Origin of the sequence: Syntrophotalea acetylenivorans, assembly GCF_001887775.1 — a bacterium.
Taxonomy (GTDB): Bacteria; Desulfobacterota; Desulfuromonadia; order Desulfuromonadales; family Syntrophotaleaceae; genus Syntrophotalea_A; species Syntrophotalea_A acetylenivorans.
The window spans coordinates 1,757,319-1,773,541 of sequence record NZ_CP015519.1; the positions used below are offsets into that span (position 1 = coordinate 1,757,319).

General features: G+C 55.6%; 14 protein-coding genes. 3 read left to right on the forward strand and 11 right to left on the reverse strand.

Annotated elements, in window-relative coordinates:
- Positions 1–75: 75 nt before the first annotated feature.
- Entirely contained in the window at positions 76–753 is a 678-nt protein-coding gene (locus A7E78_RS08060; RefSeq protein ID WP_072283741.1) for a Crp/Fnr family transcriptional regulator, read from the forward strand.
- On the opposite strand, the gene A7E78_RS08065 is transcribed toward A7E78_RS08060, so the two are convergent.
- The 9 genes from A7E78_RS08065 to A7E78_RS08105 form a co-directional block, all read right to left on the reverse strand.
- Positions 722–1,474: a glutamine amidotransferase gene (locus A7E78_RS08065; protein ID WP_072283742.1), complete on the reverse strand. Its 753-nt coding sequence runs from the start codon at positions 1,472–1,474 to the stop codon at positions 722–724. The genes A7E78_RS08060 and A7E78_RS08065 overlap by 32 nt on opposite strands.
- Positions 1,475–1,736: 262 nt before the next feature.
- Positions 1,737–2,873 (reverse strand): alpha/beta hydrolase, encoded by a 1,137-nt coding sequence (locus tag A7E78_RS08070; protein WP_072283743.1) that lies wholly within the window; start codon positions 2,871–2,873, stop codon positions 1,737–1,739.
- A gap of 147 nt (positions 2,874–3,020) precedes the next feature.
- The gene (locus A7E78_RS08075; RefSeq protein WP_072283744.1) at positions 3,021–5,144 is read right to left on the reverse strand and encodes a putative bifunctional diguanylate cyclase/phosphodiesterase; all 2,124 of its coding nucleotides are present in this window, start codon (positions 5,142–5,144) and stop codon (positions 3,021–3,023) included.
- Positions 5,125–5,565, reverse strand: coding sequence for a response regulator (locus A7E78_RS08080; RefSeq protein ID WP_072283745.1), 441 nt, complete (start codon positions 5,563–5,565; stop codon positions 5,125–5,127). Before A7E78_RS08080 ends, A7E78_RS08075 begins: the two co-directional genes overlap by 20 nt.
- Positions 5,566–5,678: 113 nt before the next feature.
- The gene (locus A7E78_RS15045; RefSeq protein ID WP_072283746.1) at positions 5,679–7,259 is read right to left on the reverse strand and encodes a sensor histidine kinase; all 1,581 of its coding nucleotides are present in this window, start codon (positions 7,257–7,259) and stop codon (positions 5,679–5,681) included.
- A gap of 5 nt (positions 7,260–7,264) precedes the next feature.
- Positions 7,265–8,332, reverse strand: coding sequence for an ABC transporter substrate-binding protein (locus A7E78_RS08090; RefSeq protein WP_072283747.1), 1,068 nt, complete (start codon positions 8,330–8,332; stop codon positions 7,265–7,267).
- A 29-nt stretch (positions 8,333–8,361) separates the two neighbouring features.
- Positions 8,362–9,366: an ABC transporter substrate-binding protein gene (locus A7E78_RS08095; RefSeq protein WP_083552889.1), complete on the reverse strand. Its 1,005-nt coding sequence runs from the start codon at positions 9,364–9,366 to the stop codon at positions 8,362–8,364.
- 50 nt (positions 9,367–9,416) lie between these two features.
- The gene (locus A7E78_RS08100) at positions 9,417–10,424 is read right to left on the reverse strand and encodes an ABC transporter substrate-binding protein (RefSeq protein WP_083552891.1); all 1,008 of its coding nucleotides are present in this window, start codon (positions 10,422–10,424) and stop codon (positions 9,417–9,419) included.
- A 50-nt stretch (positions 10,425–10,474) separates the two neighbouring features.
- Entirely contained in the window at positions 10,475–11,488 is a 1,014-nt protein-coding gene (locus tag A7E78_RS08105) for an ABC transporter substrate-binding protein (protein WP_072283748.1), read from the reverse strand.
- A gap of 259 nt (positions 11,489–11,747) precedes the next feature.
- On the opposite strand from A7E78_RS08105, the gene A7E78_RS08110 reads away from it, so the two are divergent.
- Together A7E78_RS08110 and A7E78_RS08115 are read left to right on the forward strand one after the other, a co-directional pair.
- A complete protein-coding gene (locus A7E78_RS08110; protein WP_072283749.1) occupies positions 11,748–13,301 on the forward strand; it encodes a c-type cytochrome in 1,554 nt (517 codons plus the stop codon).
- Entirely contained in the window at positions 13,298–14,353 is a 1,056-nt protein-coding gene (locus A7E78_RS08115) for a hypothetical protein (protein WP_072283750.1), read from the forward strand. Before A7E78_RS08110 ends, A7E78_RS08115 begins: the two co-directional genes overlap by 4 nt.
- Positions 14,354–14,737: 384 nt before the next feature.
- Here the strand turns inward: A7E78_RS08115 and A7E78_RS08120 are convergent, their stop codons facing one another.
- Both A7E78_RS08120 and A7E78_RS08125 read right to left on the reverse strand, forming a co-directional pair.
- Positions 14,738–15,415, reverse strand: coding sequence for an endonuclease III domain-containing protein (locus A7E78_RS08120; protein ID WP_072283751.1), 678 nt, complete (start codon positions 15,413–15,415; stop codon positions 14,738–14,740).
- A 24-nt stretch (positions 15,416–15,439) separates the two neighbouring features.
- Positions 15,440–16,186, reverse strand: a complete 747-nt coding sequence (locus tag A7E78_RS08125; RefSeq protein WP_072283752.1) for a ComF family protein — start codon at positions 16,184–16,186, stop codon at positions 15,440–15,442.
- Positions 16,187–16,223: the final 37 nt, after the last annotated feature.

Below are 16,223 nucleotides of genomic sequence, written 5' to 3' on the forward strand. Positions count from 1 at the left end.
GCCTGTTGAGCTTTAAGCCAGTAGATGATACCTAAAGAGAAACCTACTGAATTAAGCCTCGGGAAAGGATCGACGATGGAGCGAAACAAGGCCATAGAACTGTTCCTCAAACGTTTTTTCGGCAGAACCTCCGAAGACCTGTACGAACTGATTGATGACATCAGTGTCATGCAGAAACGTAACAAAAAGGAAGTCCTGTTTCTGGAGGGGGAAGAGGGAAGTGCGCTGCATTTTCTTGTTTCTGGCCGGGTCAAGCTTTACCGCTCCAACGAAGAAGGCAAGGAAGCGGTGATCCGCTTCGTTCAGCAAGGAGAATTTTTTGCCGAGATTCTTTTGGAACTACGCAACCGCTATCCGGTCAACGCCCTAGCCCTTGAGGATTGCAACCTGTTGCTGATTGACGTCCATCGGCTGTTCGAAAAGATTCAGCAGACGCCGGGGCTGGCCATGTCGCTAATCGGAGCTCTGTCAAAGCGCATCAGCTATCTGCTCAACCGGGTGGAGCAATTGGCTATCGCCGATGTTCGAGAACGATTCGTCCGCTATCTGCATCTGCTCGACCAGACCCACCGCACCGGGGTCGTTTTTCTGCCCGCCCCCAAGCGGGAGATTGCCCTGCTCCTGGGCACTACTCCCGAGACCTTTTCCCGTCTGCTGAAAAAACTTTCTGATGAGGGGCTGATTCAGGCCAGCGGCAAGACCATTCAACTGTTGGCAGGATTCAAGGAGCTGACAGAGAATACGAACGGATAGAGTTAGAGTCCGCAATCAGCCGAGAAAACCTCTGCAACAGGCTTTGTGCGGCAGGCGCAGACTGCAGCTTTTGCCGTAAGGCGACGGGATCGAATCCGGCCCGGATTAACTGCTCCTCTGCAAAATCGAGATAGGTGGCCATAACCTCCCCATCGAACTCGGGGTGAAACTGCACCCCCCAGGCCCGGTCAGCAAAACGAACGGCCTGGTGCGGCTCTCGCTGGCTACTGGCCAGGACCTGGGCGCTGGGCGGCAAATGCAGAACGCTCTGGCGGTGAAACAGCTGGCAGGGAAAGACCTCGGGCAGGTCGCCAAACAGAGGATCTGAAGCGGCCGCATTGGCTAAGCGCACCGTCACTGTACCGAATTCACCGCCGTCAGGATGATCCCCTACATCACCGCCCAAGGCTCGGGCCAGCAGTTGGTGGCCGAAACAAATACCCAGAACCGGCACTCCCAGCGCCACGACTCGAGGCAGCCACCGGGAAAGGGTTTCGCTCCATGGCTGTTGCTCGGTGACCATGGCATGGGAGCCCGTTACCACCAATGCAGTCACCGCCTCCGGAGCAGGCAGAGTTTCACCGGCAAAAGCGGCGACCACCTTCAGCCTGCTTGAATCAACGGCTAATCCCGTCCCTATCCAATCGGCAAAATCTCCTCGCTGCCCGGCCAGCGGCTCAAAGGTGCGACCGGCTTCGATAATGGTAATCTGTTGTCCCATCGATTCGTTCCTTTGTTATGGATCGCACAGACCGCTATCCCCACTCTTTCTGCTGCAATTAACAGACCCGCGAGTAACGAGGCCAACGACAGGGATAAAAACGGCGCCTGTAGACTGCCAGGGACTAAACGCCGGGGAAATGCCTATATTTTGCACAAGCGGACGAATGTTTTTGACCTTTATTACGCAGCCGGTAACGCCGCACCGAAACCGGATCGGGGATCCCTGCAACAGCCCGGTGTAACTCAAGGATCAGGAGACGTCAAAGCTTTCCGTCCCTAGCCGCCAGCAGGGACTTGACGGCCCGCCACAATCGCCAGCGGTCCGGAAGCCCCGGCGCAACATCGACGTGCACCAAGCCGCGAACCAGAAAGAGCTTGGAGCGCCCTTTCGGCAGCGCTTCGGCGAGGGCGACACTCTGGGGAAAGGGAATCATCGGGTCGTCCAGACCATGTACCAAGATCACCCGCGCGGCCAGGTGCGACCAGTCTTTGTTGGCCAGATCGAGGGTCCTGAGATCACTGCGGACCGTTGCCGGCAGAGCGGCCAGTAACGCCGGGGTCTGCTGCGGATCTCGGTTGTTGATGAGGGCATAGAGAGTGCGGCCTTCCGCTCCCAGACCGGCGGCCAGGTCTGCCACGGGAGCCGCCGGATCCAGCTGCTTGCGTTCGGCCATCTCTCGCAGCAGCCGCCGATCGTTAGCCGCCTCAAGATGGTGCAGATTAGCAGCCACGAAAGCCCACTTGCCATAATCGTTGGGCCGCAGGTAGTGCCATTGCTGGTGGTGTCGATAGTAACCGGTGGTAAAGAAGGTCAGCACCTGTGGCAGGTCGTAGTAGCCGCCGACCACAAAGACGAACCGGACCCGGGCGCGGATCGACTCCTCGCGGGCCGCCAGCAGAACCGGTCCGGCGGCATAGCTGAAAGCGGCCATACCGGCTCTGCCCTGCGGGGCCAGACAGGGATCAGACACCAGCCAGTCAAAGGCATCCGCCACCTCGCCGACATCGGCCGGGCTTACTTGCAGCTGCCGCAGCCTGAATAGATCGGGCACCAGCACGGCAAAACCGGCCCGCGCCAGGGTGGTTGCAAAAGCCACCAGACGCGGGTCATCCTTGCCGGTCTCAGCCACCCCTGGAATGAGCAGCAGCGCCGCTCTGGTCTCTGCCGCCGGCCGGTAGAGGTCGCCCTGCCCCATGCGACCATCCGTCCAGTAGCCAACCGTTATGCGCTGCGGCTTCCGGGTAGTGTGTTTTAGTCGGCTCGGGCTGTCGGCGGCGGCGATATCGCTAAGCACCAGAACTGCTTCATAGCTCCGCCAAGGCCGACTACAACCGGCAGCGAGCAACAGCCCAACCGCCAGTAATGCGATAACCGTAAATGCTGCCTGCTTGCCCATCGATCCTCCGCTGCGTCCATAGACTCTTCTACTGCCACTATTTTATCGTTTGGCGGCCAGCATCTCAATCTGAAGGACAAACATAAAAAGCGGGAGAGACCCAAAGGTCCCTCCCGCGTTATGCATGTATCTGCGTGATTCGAAACGTTATTTGTTTTTGTCGGTAAAATGACGACTCAAGAAGAGTTCGGCCCGGTCGACGGGATGGGGCCGGCTGAAGTAAAAACCTTGCACCTCCTCGCAACCGCAACCACGCAGAAATTCTAATTGCTCCTCTGTTTCGACTCCTTCGGCGACCACCTTCAGCTTAAGGCTATGAGCCATAACAACAATGGCCTCGGTGATGGCAGCATCATCCGAATCGGTGGTGATGTCCCGCACAAAGCTGCGATCGATCTTGATGCGGTCGATGGGGAAATACTTGAGATAGCTGAGCATGCTGTAGCCGGTACCGAAATCGTCGATGGCCAGCTTGATACCGCGTATTTTAAGGTCGGTCAGAGTCATCAGAGTCTCTTCGGAGCGCTCCATGACGATACTCTCGGTCAGTTCGACCTCCAGATACTCCGGATCGAGTCCTGTCTCCTGGAAAACCTGGTCAAGGCGCTCGATAAAGTCAGGCTGTTTGAACTGACAGGCAGAGATATTCACCGCCATGCGTAGGTTGTCAAATCCAGCCTGATGCCATTGACGGGCCTGCTTACAGGCTGTTTCCAACACCCATGCGCCGATGGGCAGAATCAGCCCCGTCTCTTCTGCCAAAGAAATGAATTGGGCCGGTGAAACGCTACCCAGAGCGGAAGAATCCCAACGCAACAGGGCTTCCATGCCGATAACCTTGCCACTACGCAAATCGATCTGCGGCTGGTAATGGAGACTCAGTTCCTGCCGCTCCAAAGCCTGCCGCAGGTGGGTCTCCATGGCCAGGCGTTGGCAGGTGACGAGGTTCATCTCCGGATCATAGAAACGGTAACTGCCTGTACCCTGTTCCTTGGATTTGTGCAGAGCTACACCGGCGTGCTTGATCAGGGTATCAACGTTGCCACCATCCGTAGGATAAAGAGCCAAGCCAATGCTTGCCGAGCAGTACAGGGGTTGCTCTGCCAATTCAATGGGGGCACTCAGGACAATCAGTATTTTCTCGGCAAGAAAAGAAAGGCTTTCCGGATTGTCAATATCGGGCAGAGCCACAGCGAACTCGTCGGGTCCCAGGCGCGCCAGGATCGCCCCTTTTTCCAAACAATCGGCCAAGCGCTCGCTTACTTCCTGAAGACACTGGTCGCCTATATCATGACCAAAGGTATCGTTGATACCCTTGAAACGATCCAGGTCGATTATTAACACTCCAACCGGATGCTTCCCCGACAGAGACAACAGATCGCTGCAGCGTTCTCGAAACAGCTGGCGGTTGGGCAAACCGGTCAAGGTATCGAAGTAAGCCAGTTGCCGTATCTCCTGCTGGGCCTGCAGATGCGGAGTGATATCGTGCACCAGACTGATACAGTAAGTCACCTGCTTCTGGTCATCAAACAACCAACTGGTTGAGACATGGGCCCAAAGAGTATCACCGTCCTTGCATAGAAACCGTTTTTCGTAATCGACGGACTGACGTTGACCAGCTTTTGCTTCACTAAACAAGCGGCGAGTCAAAGCAACATCAGAGGGGTGGGTAAAATCGTAGGTGGTTTTGCCAACCAGTTCCTCTTCCGAACGCTGCAGCATCTTACAGAAGGCAGGGTTAACTTGTAGAAACTTTCCTTCCGCCGAGAGGGTCGCCATGCCGGTAATCGCATTGAGAAAGATAGAGCGAAAACGTTGTTCGCTGTCCAGCAGAGTCTCTTCCGCGCAACGCTTTTGACGGCGACTGGCCGCCTCGCGAAGTTCACGGTCAATAGCCGGCAGCAGGCGTGCAGTGTGGCCCTTCATGACATAATCATGGGCACCGGCTCGCATCGATTCGACGGCGGTTTCCTCGCCGATGTTCCCCGACAGGACAATAAAGGGGATGTCGAGGCCACTCTGCTTCAACACCTCCAGGGCGGCCAGAGCGCTGAAATGGGGCATGGAATAATCGGAAATGACGATATCCCACTCCCGCTCGGCCAGCGCAGAAGTCATCGCCTTGCCTGTATCGACCTGCTCGTAGACCAGATCGTAACCGGCCTGCCGAAGGGAGCGCGCCAACAGCAGGGCGTCATCCTCGGCATCCTCGATGATCAGCACCCGCAGGGGCACCCGATCTTTTGATTCCTTATTGACAGGGTTGTTCATTCAGATTCAACCAATAATTCCCCAATTGACCAACTTCATCCAGAAAACAATTGAAATCTACCGGCTTACGAATGTAACTGTTGGCGCCAAGGGAATAAGCTTCTTTGATATCCTGCTCTTCGCGAGAAGAGGTTAATACAACCACCGGCAGAAGACGGGTACGCTGGTCGAGACGTAGTCGCTCCAGCACTTCGAGGCCACCGATTTTGGGCAATTTGAGATCCAGTAAAATCACCGCCGGCAGTTCCGGTTTGCTGCAATCGGCATAGGGGCCACGACCGAAAAGATAATCCAGAGCTTCGGCACCATCACGGACCACCACCACCGGGTTTTCGATACGGTTTTTGCGCAATGCTCGCAGAGTTAACACCTCATCATCGGAATTATCTTCGACAAGCAAGATATTTTTAGTCTTTTTCATTTCAATTGTCCATTACAAAGCAAAAGAGGCGCATGCCTTTAAACTCCCAATCATTGGTCAAGCACTAGCCACCACTAGAAACATTTACAGTTTCTTAATATCACATTTATCCATTACAAAGTAAAAAAGAAGGTCGCACCCTTTTCCACTTCGCCCTCAGCCCAGACTTGGCCACCATGACGATGAATAATGCGCTTCACTGTAGCTAGACCGATACCGGTGCCTGGAAACTCATCGACCCGGTGCAAGCGCTGAAAAACACCGAACAGCTTGTCGGCATAAGCAGGATCGAACCCGGCACCATTGTCCCGCACATAATAAGCGTCACCGGCTGGTGAACCATCGCCTGCAGAGGGCCGACTCTTTTCGACACCGAATTCAATACGGCCCTGTTCCCGCCGACCGGTGAATTTCCAGGCATTGCCAAGCAGGTTTTCCAGTACCACCCGCAGCAACCGGGGGTCTCCATCGGCGGTAACATTGGGCTGAATCACTGTTTCCACCTCCTGCCACGGATTGTCCAATTTCAACTCTTGAGAAACTAGTCCGACCAAACCGCTAAGATCGACCGGCTGCCGAACCATCTCCCCACGGGTAATGCGGGACAAATAGAGCAAATCATCGATGAGCTGGGCCATACGCTGGGAAGCTCCCCGCACCCGCTGTAGAAATTCCTGGCCTTCCTCATCGAGCTGCTCTCCGTAATCGTCGAGAAGGGCCTGGCTGAAACCATCGATGCTGCGCAGAGGCGCCCGCAAATCGTGGGAAACCGAATAGGCAAAAGCCTCCAGTTCCCGGTTGGCGACCTTGAGCTGAGCGGTCCGCTGGCTTACCCGTTGCTCAAGCTCCTGGTTGAGGTAAAAAATATCCTGTTGAGTCTGCTGATGTTCGGTAATTTCCAGATGCAACCGGGTATTGGTCTTCTGTAAGGCCTTGGCCTGCTTCTCCAAGTCGCCATGAGCAGCCAGGAGATGTTCTGACATCTGACTGAAAGCCCGAGTCAGGTCGCCAACTTCGTCCACCGCATTGGACTGGGGCAGATTCTTCTTCCAATCGCCGTGGCTGATAGCCAAAGCCGCTTGGGAAAGCTGCTGCACCGGGGCGGCAATGGTCCTGGCGAACCAGGCAAATATCAGCAGACCGCCGACCAGACCAAGTAATAGAATCCACGCGACCTGGCTGAGAAAAGCATTGCGCTCGACAAGCATTTCATCGACGTCCACCGACATGAGTACAATCCAGTTCCAGGCGGGGAACCGGGCATGATAGTGGAACAAAGCCTTTTTGCCATGGTCATGCTCCCAAAACCCCTGGATTCCCTGAGCTGCAATTGCATGGTGAATGATATCAGAGTTCTGGTCCTTCGCCAATTGCGGCAACAGCTGCCTGGAGTCCGGCTCGGCAAGAATATTTATCCGGCCGGTCCGGCCAAAACGGAACTCTCGATACTTATCCAGGATATCTGCCTGAGCCCTGTACACATAGCTGTCGACAGCAGCCACACCACTTTCGGTCAGTACTTTATGGGCGCTGCGAATATCTTCCAGGACTTTAACAACCTCCGCCTCCATCAATTTGCGGTTCATACGGTAGGCCAGCCGTTCGATGGTAAAGACACCGGCAATACTGATGGCGATGCCGACCGCAAACAGAACGCCGAGAGCCAACAGGTTGAACTTATATCTGAGTTTCATAGATTCTACCGTGCCTCGGACAGGGGAGCAGCGTCTTTTTTGTATACTTCCTGACCGATAACCTCCGCCGTCTGCAGCAGCGAGACCGGCAGTACGAGACCGGCAGCCTTGGCCATCTTCAGGTTGACCACCAGGTGGGCCAGCCGGTTACGCTCCACGGGCAGATCCGCAGGCCGCGCACCGGCTAGAATGCGCAAGGCGGTGGTGGCGGCATATTCCCCCTGCTCTTCCGCAACCTTGGCGATAGTCAACAGGTTGAAGGGTTGCATCCAGGGCAGCACCGAGCCGGACGGCACAGTGGTATGCGCTGCCACAAAGGCCTCGGCTTCGGCGGCATCCCAGCCGGTAAGGCCAACATGGTTTCGGAAAAACAGCATATCGACTTCCTGCTGGACCTGCAGAAAGGCCTCCTTGAATTCGGCAAAGGAGCGCACCAGGTAGCAACGCATCCGGCCGTCGAAAAACCGCTGGTTGTATTGGTCCGCAACAATCCGGTTGGTGTTCACATCTGCGCCGATGAAACCGGCCCGATCCCCCTTGGCCAAACGCCGCAGATGCATGACCAGCCCCTCGGCCATTTCATCTTCGATCATGCCGGTCACATTGCTGCTGGGGTAACCATAATTCGCGAGGTCTTCATTCACGCCGCAGAACACCACCGGCAGGGCGGTATCTTTGAGGTAGGGGACCACCAGAAAACGTTGGGCATTGTCGTCGGAGGCGATGACCACATCGGGCCGGAATTCCTCGATAATCTTTTTTGCCCGGCGGCCGGCCTGGCGATGAAAATCCTCTTCGAGGTGGTTCTTCGTGTCCATTTGAAAGATTTTCAGCTCCACGCCGCTTCCATACAACGCGACGCGAAGCCCCTTTTCAATTCCGGAGCTCCAGGCGTATCCGGCATCATAGGAATCAACCCAAAGAATTCTTTTACCACGGTAGAAAGATTTCAAATCCTTTGCGTTATCTTCGGCCATTACCGTCGTAGCGATACCGGTCAAGAGCATCACCAGCAGCAGACTGTTCACAATACGCAACCCAATCAAACCAGCTCCCCCTACAACTACAAACATGACAATTCCTTATGGCAATAATCCATCGCCTACTCTTGCAATGCCTCCTGGCCGATAACTTCCGCCGTTTGCAGCAGAGACACCGGCACGACAATGCCGGCCGCCTGGGCCATCTTCAGGTTAACGGTCAGCTGCGCCTCTTGATTTTTCACGATGGGAATATCCTCGGGCTGCGCTCCTGCAAGAATTCGCAGAGCCGTAGCAGCCGCATAGGCCCCCTGCTCTTCCGGAACTTTGGCCAGGTTGAAAATTACGAATGACTTCATCCAGGGATTAAATCCACCGGTGGGGATACGGGTGTGCTCAGTCAGGAAGGTTTCAGCAAGGTCATTTTGCCAGCCTTCGATCCCGGCGTTGTTCGGCAAACACAGAATATCCACTTCTTGCTGGGCACGCAGGAAGGCCTCCTTGAATTCGTCGAAGTTCTGGACCAGGTAGACTTTCAGCCGTTCGCCAAAAACATGGTGGTTGTAATCATCAGCGATAATCTGGTCGGTTTCCCGTTGACAGGCGATCATGCCGATACGGTCACCGCCGGCAAAATTACGCATTCGCTGGACAAGATCCGCGACAAAATCGACTTCATGCATACCGGTCACATTGCGGGCGGGGTAGCCGTATTCGCTCGGGGCGCGGTTGACTCCACAGAATACCACCGGCAAGTCGCTCCCTCTGAGATAGGGCACCACCAAAAACCGTTGGGCATTGTCGTCGGAGGCGATGATCACATCGGGGCGATATTCCTCGACCAGCCTTCGGGCAGTGTCCCCGGCCTGCTGACCATAGGCTTCGGAGCGATTTCGCAAGGTGTCCATGTGCCAGCTTTTTAACTCGACCCCACTGCCGGAGAGAGTTTTTTGGATACCGCGACCGATGCCATCCGCCCAGAGATAGCCCTGGTGATAGGAGTTAACCCAAAGTACTTTTTTTCCGCGATAGGCATCGACAGAGTCGGCAACATGATCCGCCGCCGTTGCCTCAACAGCACAGATACCGCATAAAAAAATGACCGCGAACAGCACCCAGCGTGACAAAACGTTTCCTCCCCCCTAAACCCCTTTAAAAAAATAGCGACGACAGTCTATCAGCGCAGAGCCTCCTGGCCGATAACCTTGCCCGCCGCCTTGAGAGTCTCCACCGGCAACTGAATCCCTGCCGCTTTGGCCATTTTAAGATTCAGGGTCAGGCTGGCCCGCTCGTTGGAGGCCAGCGGGATATCCTTAGGGTCCACACCACCAAGAATGCGCAGAGCGGTACGAGCAGCCCACTCACCCTGCTCCTGCGGCACCTTGGCAACGGTGAAGGTAACGAAGCGCTCCATATACCCAAGACGGGAGCCGGTCGGCTTGGCGACATTCTGCAACAGGAATTCCTCGACTTGAGGAGAATCCCAACCGGGCATGTCGGAATGGTTGGCAATGTAGATCATGTCGACTTCCTGTTGGGCTTTTAGAAAGAGTTCCTTGAAATGGGTAAAATCCCGGGCCAGATACGACTTCATCTTGCCGTTGAAGAAATGATGGTTATAGACGCTGACTACTTTGCGTTCGGAAACGGTATCGGCGCTCAGATATCCGAGGCGATTGCCCTCGGCATAACGATGCAGGTGCCGGACCAGGGCCGTCACCGGCTCGACCTCCAGCATGCCGGTGACGTTGCGGCAGGGAAAGCCGTAGGGCGAAGCATCCCAGTTGATGCCGCAAAAGACCACCGGCAGGTCGGTATCCTTCAGGTAGGGCGCGACCAGGTACTTGGCGGCGTTGTCATCGGAGGCAATAACCACATCGGGCCGAAAGGTCTCGATAGCCTTCTTGGCTTTGAGGGCGGCCTGTTGGCGACACTTCTCCTCGACAATCCATTTGGTGTTCATCCGCTCGATACGCAGTTCAACACCGCTGCCCGAAAGAACCTGGCGAATGCCCTCTTCAATACCGGCCGTCCAGGCATAACCCTCGTGATAGGAATCGACCCAAAGAATCTTCTTTCCCCGATAAGGCAACTCCCCCTGCTCTATCTTCTCGGCCTGTACCAGGGTCGGCATGAGCAAAAGGATCAGCAGAATACAAAATTTCCCCATAACATTGATGTTCATAACAAGTCTTTTCTCTATCCTATGATATTTACTGTTCAGCTTTCGGTTTGTTATTCAATGCCCTCTTGGCCGATGACCCTGCTGGCAGCTCTAAGAATTTCCACGGGCAGCACAATACCGGCCGCTTTGGCCATCCTGAGATTGAGGGTCAGGCTGGCGCGCTCGTTAGACGCCAGCGGGATGGAGTCGGGCTGAGCTCCATCTAGAATCCGCAGTGCGGTTCTGGCCGCCCACTCACCCTGCTCTTCCGGCATCTTGGCCACAGTGACAATCACGTAGCGTGCCATGTAGGACGTTCGCGAGCCGGTCGGTAGCTTAATGTTGCGGGTCAGAAAGTCCTCAACCACCTGTGGGTCCCAACCGGGCATGTCGGAATAATTGGCGAGGTAGATCATATCCACTTCCTGTTGAGCGTGCAGAAAGAGTTCCTTAAATTGGGTGAAGTCCCGGGCCAGGTAAACCGTCATCGAGCCGTCTGACAAACGCTCTTTATAAATTTGAATCCTCTTTTGCTCAAGGACGGTATCGGCACAGAGGTAGCCTATCCGGTCGCCTTCGGCGTAACGCCGCAAATGCCGAACCAGGGCCTCCAGAATCTCTGGCGGCTCAACCTCGAGCATGCCGGTCACATTGCTGCAGGGAAAGCCGTAAGGAGAAGCGTCCCAGTTGATACCGCAGAAAACTACCGGAAGATCTGTGTCTTTCAGATAGGGTACTACCAGGTACTTGGCGGCATTGTCGTCGGAAGCAATGACGACATCAGGGCAAAACTCCTCGATCGCTGCCTTGGCTTTGAGCGCGGCCTCTCGCCGAAAGGCCTCATCGAGGTTCCACTTGGTGTTCATGCGCACGATGCGCAACTCAACGCCGCTGTTCTGCAACTCTCGGCGGATACCTGTCTCGATACCAGCAGACCACTCGTAGGCTTGGTTATAGGAGTCGACCCAGAGGATTTTCTTGCCCGGAAAAGACGGACCGGTGCCGGTTGCAGAGGCAGCCAACACCAGCGAAGGTAGAGCCATAAGCAACCAGCCACAACATCGAATGACCCTGACTATGTTCATTCGCACCCTTTCTTCCACACGGCGTGGAACAACCAAAAGGATAACTGAGTTCAGGAACTGCTCATCCATTGCCAGAACAACTTTAAACGAACTTTTAAGAAAACAGGCTAAAAAAGAAACTCTATTTTTAAAACAGTATTTTACTATTTGCAACAAAATAGTCCGACATAGCGGCTCAAACGGTGCAATACAGCGCCAGGTTTGACAAAAATTAATTTAAGGGGTATTAAAAAACCAGCCCTTCCCTTCAGGAGACCGTATGAACTATCCAGTTTGGTACCTGCCGACCATCGGCGGTGGCACATTGATCGCCCTGATCGCCATCGGTCACGTCTTCGTATCCCATTTCGCCGTCGGTGGCGGCCTGTTATTGGCCCTGAGCGAACGCCTGGCCCGCAAGCGCAACGATAGCAATCTGCTTTTCTTTACTAAGCGGTTCGCCCGTCTTTTCGTTTTGTTGACCCTGGTCTACGGCAGCCTGACGGGGGTCGGTATCTGGTTTGTCATTTCTCTGGTTCAGCCGGGGGGCACATCTTTACTCATTCATCAGTTCGTCTTCGCCTGGGCGGCGGAATGGGTCTTCTTTTTGATCGAAATCGTCGCCATCTCGGTCTATCTCTATTCTTTTGATCGCATGCCAGCAACCATCCATCAAGCGGTGGCCTGGATTTATTTTGGCGCCGCCTGGTGCAGCCTGTTTATTATCAACGGCATCATCACCTTTATGCTTACTTCCGGCAACTGGGCCAGCAACGGATCGTTCTGGAGCGCTTTTTTCAATCCCAGCTTCTGGCCTTCGCTGGTCTTTCGCACCCTGTTGGCCGTCATCAATGCCGGCCTATTCGCCCTGCTGTTCAGTGCCTTCAGCAAAGACCTCAATCTGCGCCGGCAAGTGGTTAGCTACTGTAACCGCCTGATGTTACCGGCCCTGCTCGCCACTTTACCCACGGCCTGGTGGTACCTGCGCAGCCTGCCCGAACCGGCCAGGGACCTGGTCACTGCGGGATCGCCGACCATCGTTCGTGCCCTGCATGGAGGGGCTATCGGTGCTATCCTTGTGCTTTTGGTTCTATTATTCAGCTTATTCGCTCCGCTTCGTTATCGCCGGTCTCTGGCCGTTCTGGCTCTGGCTTCGGGATTGCTTTTGATGGGAAGTTTCGAATGGACTCGGGAGGCAGCCAGGCGACCCTTTGTTGTGCAGCAAACGATGTTCTGCAACGGTATGACTCCCGAGCAAGTACCGCAACTCAAAGAGCAGGGGTTCCTGGCAAAGGCGCGCTGGAGCCAGATCCACCAGGCCACCTCCGATCCGGCAACAGCAGGTCGTGAACTTTTCAAGTTTCAGTGTTACTCGTGCCACACCCTAGATGGCTTCAACAACGACCTTTTGCAGCGAACCCGTCCTTTGAGCCAGGCCGCCCTCGCCGGTTATATCGACAGCCTGCATCAGGTTCGATATTTCATGCCCCCCTTTGCCGGTAATAATAATGAGCGGCAGGTCCTCGCCGCCTTTCTCACCGACGGCCTGTTCCCCAGCTTTGACAAGTCTGCCGAGACACCCAAAGAAGTTCCTCCGGACCGATTGCTATTTGAGCAAAACTGTACCCTGTGCCATACGACTAAGCTGGTCGCAACCCGTACCGCAGATTGGTCTAAAGTCCGTATTCGCAACGCACTCGACCATCTGAACCGGCTCCATCCGGCCATGCCAGACTATAAAGGAGCTCCGGAAGAAAAAGACCGTCTCGCCGACTATATTTATCAATTGAATCGCTCGGCTGCTCAAAAGCCGGCCACGGGAGTCACTCCATGAACCCACTGATCCCCCTGCCGGACCCGATCCCTGTCCCGTGGGGCTACCTTATCGCCCTTTTGATGCTGGTCTTCCCTTTGCACCTGTTGTTCATGAACTGTCTGCTCGGCACCACGGCGGTGACCCTTTACCTGCAACGCCGCTCCGACGCCGTGGCGACACAACTTGCGACGGAACTAAGCCGCGCCCTGCCCCTTATCATGGCCTTTGTGGTCAATTCAGGGGTCGCTTCACTGCTCTTTCTACAAGTGCTGTACGGCCAGTTTTTTTACACCAGTTCAATTCTTATGGGCAGCTACTGGTTGGCCATCATTCCCCTGCTGATCGTGGCCTACTATGCCCTCTACTGGGTCGACTTCCGCTACCGACGCCTGGGCCGGTATCGTTGGCTGTTGCTGTCCGGTGTATTGCTTGTGTTGCTGCTGGTGCCCTTTATGTTCAGCAACAACATGACCCTGATGCTCCGCCCGCAGAGCTGGTCGGCTTACTTCGATCGGGACAACGGCACTCTGCTGAACCTGACCGATCTCAGCCTCTGGCCCCGTTACGCCCATTTCGTGGTGGCCGCCCTCGCCGTCGGCGGCCTGTTCACCGCCACCCTGGGCCGCTGCTATCGGTCAAGGGCTCCTGAGCTGGCCGCCTATGCCCGGAATCTCGGCATGGCCTTGTTCAGCCGCCTGACTCTGCTCCAACTACTTATCGGCCCCCTGTTTTTATTCAGCCTGCCACAACCACTGCGCTGGCAGATTCTCGGCGGCTCTCCCCTGGCGGCTATGCTTTTATGTACCGCCCTGGCTTTGCTGGCAGCGTTGCTGGTCAATGCTTTTCAGCAACGGGTACTTACCAGCCTGGCCCTGCTGGTTCCCCTGGTCTGCTGCATGGTCGCACTGCGGGCATGGCTGCGCAGCGCTTTTCTGCAGCCGCACTTCACCCTGGACCAGCTACATGTGGCCCCCCAATACTCTCCCTTACTAGTATTTGTGATCGTCCTGTTATTGGGCAGCGTCGTGATCAGCTGGCTGCTCTATCAGGCGGCGGCAGCGCAGCGCTAAGCTTAAGGGCCGGCCACTGGCCATTGGATTTTGTCAGCAGGTTTCAGCAGGAAATATGCTGGCCCCGCAATATCCAAGACAAGACTCAAGCAACGGAACAGCAAGCCTATCAAGGACATAACCGTCTTCACGCCCGTTCACTACGCTCACTTGAAACGCTGAGACCGCGGGCAAAACAAAACCAGATTTCTCTGGGCATCCGCGTCTTTGCGCGATAAATATTCTCTGATCTTTTAGGGGTTCTTAAAGAGGCTCGCATTGAATCCGGAAACCGGGTGGTTGCCGGGCTTGAAGGACCGTAGCGAAAAATTGGAGGGAATCTGGGCCGATCAGACGATTTTCAGGCGGTTCATGGCCAAGTCCGACAGTCTCCCAGGACAAGACTTAGGAAAAATTGCCACTCCGGACGGCGACGCAATCGGTCTGTAGAGGGCATTCGGAACAGAGGGGTTTGACGCGGCAGTACTGTTTGCACTGTTCGACTATGAGGGCGTGATATTCGTTAAACAGATCGCTATTGTGGGGCAGGTGGGTCATGAACAACTCACGGATCTGGCCATAAGACTCACGACCGTTTAGAAGGCCGAGGCGACTAAGTAACCGCCGGGTATAAGCATCAACCACAAAGGAAGGCCGACCGCCGGCATAGAGCAGGATGGAATCGGCTGTCTCCGGCCCCACCCCCTTGCACTGCAACAATTCCTCCCTTGCTTCTGACAGCGAGCCGGCCAGCATTGCGCTCAGGTCACCGGCGTGGCAAGTCATGAGATGGGCGGCAAAAAGCTGCAGACGTTCGGCTTTCTGACGGAAAAAACCGGCGGGACGAATCAGCGTCTCAAGCCGCTGGCGCTCGATTCCTAGCAGGTTGCGAGCGGTAAGAGACATCTCTTCCTTGAGGGCAGCAATGGCCATTTCGACGTTACGCCAATTGGTATTCTGAGTCAGGATCGCCCCGACCACTACTTCAAAAGGGCTGTCGGCGGGCCACCAATGCAACTCGCCAAAGTGCTCCAGAAGACGATTAAAGATGTCGTTCAAACTGTCGGCCAGCGATTTTTCCATCGGCTTGATCCTCCCTCAACCCAATCAGCCACGCAATCGAGCCCGGGCCAGAACGGCCACTGCTACGGCACTCGCACCACCATCGAGCAAAGTGCGACTACACTCCCGGGCCGTGGCGGCGGTCGTCATTACATCGTCCACCAACAACACCCGCTCGCCTTGTAACGGTCGACTCAGGGCAAAGGCACCACGCAGGTTACGCCGACGTTGGGCCGCCTTGAATCCGATTTGAGGCGGTGTCGGGCGGATGCGCAGCAGCAACCGGGACGCCACGGGCAGCTGCCAACTGCGCCCCAGGAATTTGGCCAACAATAACGCCTGATTATAGCTGCGCTGACGCAGTCGATCGATATGCAAGGGGACCGGCAACAGCAGGTCGGGACGAAAGTCTTCCAGCGCCCCCTGCAACGTCTTTTCCATCAAAGCCGCCAGAGGCCGGTCGAGGTTGAAATCTCCCTCATATTTGAATTTTCGCACTGCCCGGCGCAAGGTTCCGTCGTAGAGGCCGACACTTTTGGCCCACAAAAATGGCGGAGGATCCTGCAGACAGGATTGGCAAAGATGGTCGCCACCATCGAGTGCGGCAAAGGGTAGATCGCAACAGGAACAACGGGGAGAGACGACAGGGACAATGCCTCCAAGGCAAGTGAGACAGAAGAGCGTCGAGGCCTGCAAGGTTTGGCGACAGAGGGGACAAACAGAAGGAAAGCAGAGATCGGCCAGGCCGATCAACTCCCTACGCAGAAACTGCCAGAGGCTGTTGAAGCTCATCAGGATAGCTCCCCGCCACGCCACCGGCGGATCGAGG

What these genes read in the sequence shown, in the direction of transcription:
- A7E78_RS08060 (WP_072283741.1), top strand. Translation starts at nt 76, where the DNA reads ATGGAGCGAAACAAGGCCATAGAACTGTTCCTCAAACGTTTTTTCGGC.
- A7E78_RS08065 (WP_072283742.1), bottom strand. Translation starts at nt 1,474, where the DNA reads ATGGGACAACAGATTACCATTATCGAAGCCGGTCGCACCTTTGAGCCG.
- A7E78_RS08070 (WP_072283743.1), bottom strand. Translation starts at nt 2,873, where the DNA reads ATGGGCAAGCAGGCAGCATTTACGGTTATCGCATTACTGGCGGTTGGG.
- A7E78_RS08075 (WP_072283744.1), bottom strand. Translation starts at nt 5,144, where the DNA reads ATGAACAACCCTGTCAATAAGGAATCAAAAGATCGGGTGCCCCTGCGG.
- A7E78_RS08080 (WP_072283745.1), bottom strand. Translation starts at nt 5,565, where the DNA reads ATGAAAAAGACTAAAAATATCTTGCTTGTCGAAGATAATTCCGATGAT.
- A7E78_RS15045 (WP_072283746.1), bottom strand. Translation starts at nt 7,259, where the DNA reads ATGAAACTCAGATATAAGTTCAACCTGTTGGCTCTCGGCGTTCTGTTT.
- A7E78_RS08090 (WP_072283747.1), bottom strand. Translation starts at nt 8,332, where the DNA reads ATGTTTGTAGTTGTAGGGGGAGCTGGTTTGATTGGGTTGCGTATTGTG.
- A7E78_RS08100 (WP_083552891.1), bottom strand. Translation starts at nt 10,424, where the DNA reads ATGAACATCAATGTTATGGGGAAATTTTGTATTCTGCTGATCCTTTTG.
- A7E78_RS08105 (WP_072283748.1), bottom strand. Translation starts at nt 11,488, where the DNA reads ATGAACATAGTCAGGGTCATTCGATGTTGTGGCTGGTTGCTTATGGCT.
- A7E78_RS08110 (WP_072283749.1), top strand. Translation starts at nt 11,748, where the DNA reads ATGAACTATCCAGTTTGGTACCTGCCGACCATCGGCGGTGGCACATTG.
- A7E78_RS08115 (WP_072283750.1), top strand. Translation starts at nt 13,298, where the DNA reads ATGAACCCACTGATCCCCCTGCCGGACCCGATCCCTGTCCCGTGGGGC.
- A7E78_RS08120 (WP_072283751.1), bottom strand. Translation starts at nt 15,415, where the DNA reads ATGGAAAAATCGCTGGCCGACAGTTTGAACGACATCTTTAATCGTCTT.
- A7E78_RS08125 (WP_072283752.1), bottom strand. Translation starts at nt 16,186, where the DNA reads ATGAGCTTCAACAGCCTCTGGCAGTTTCTGCGTAGGGAGTTGATCGGC.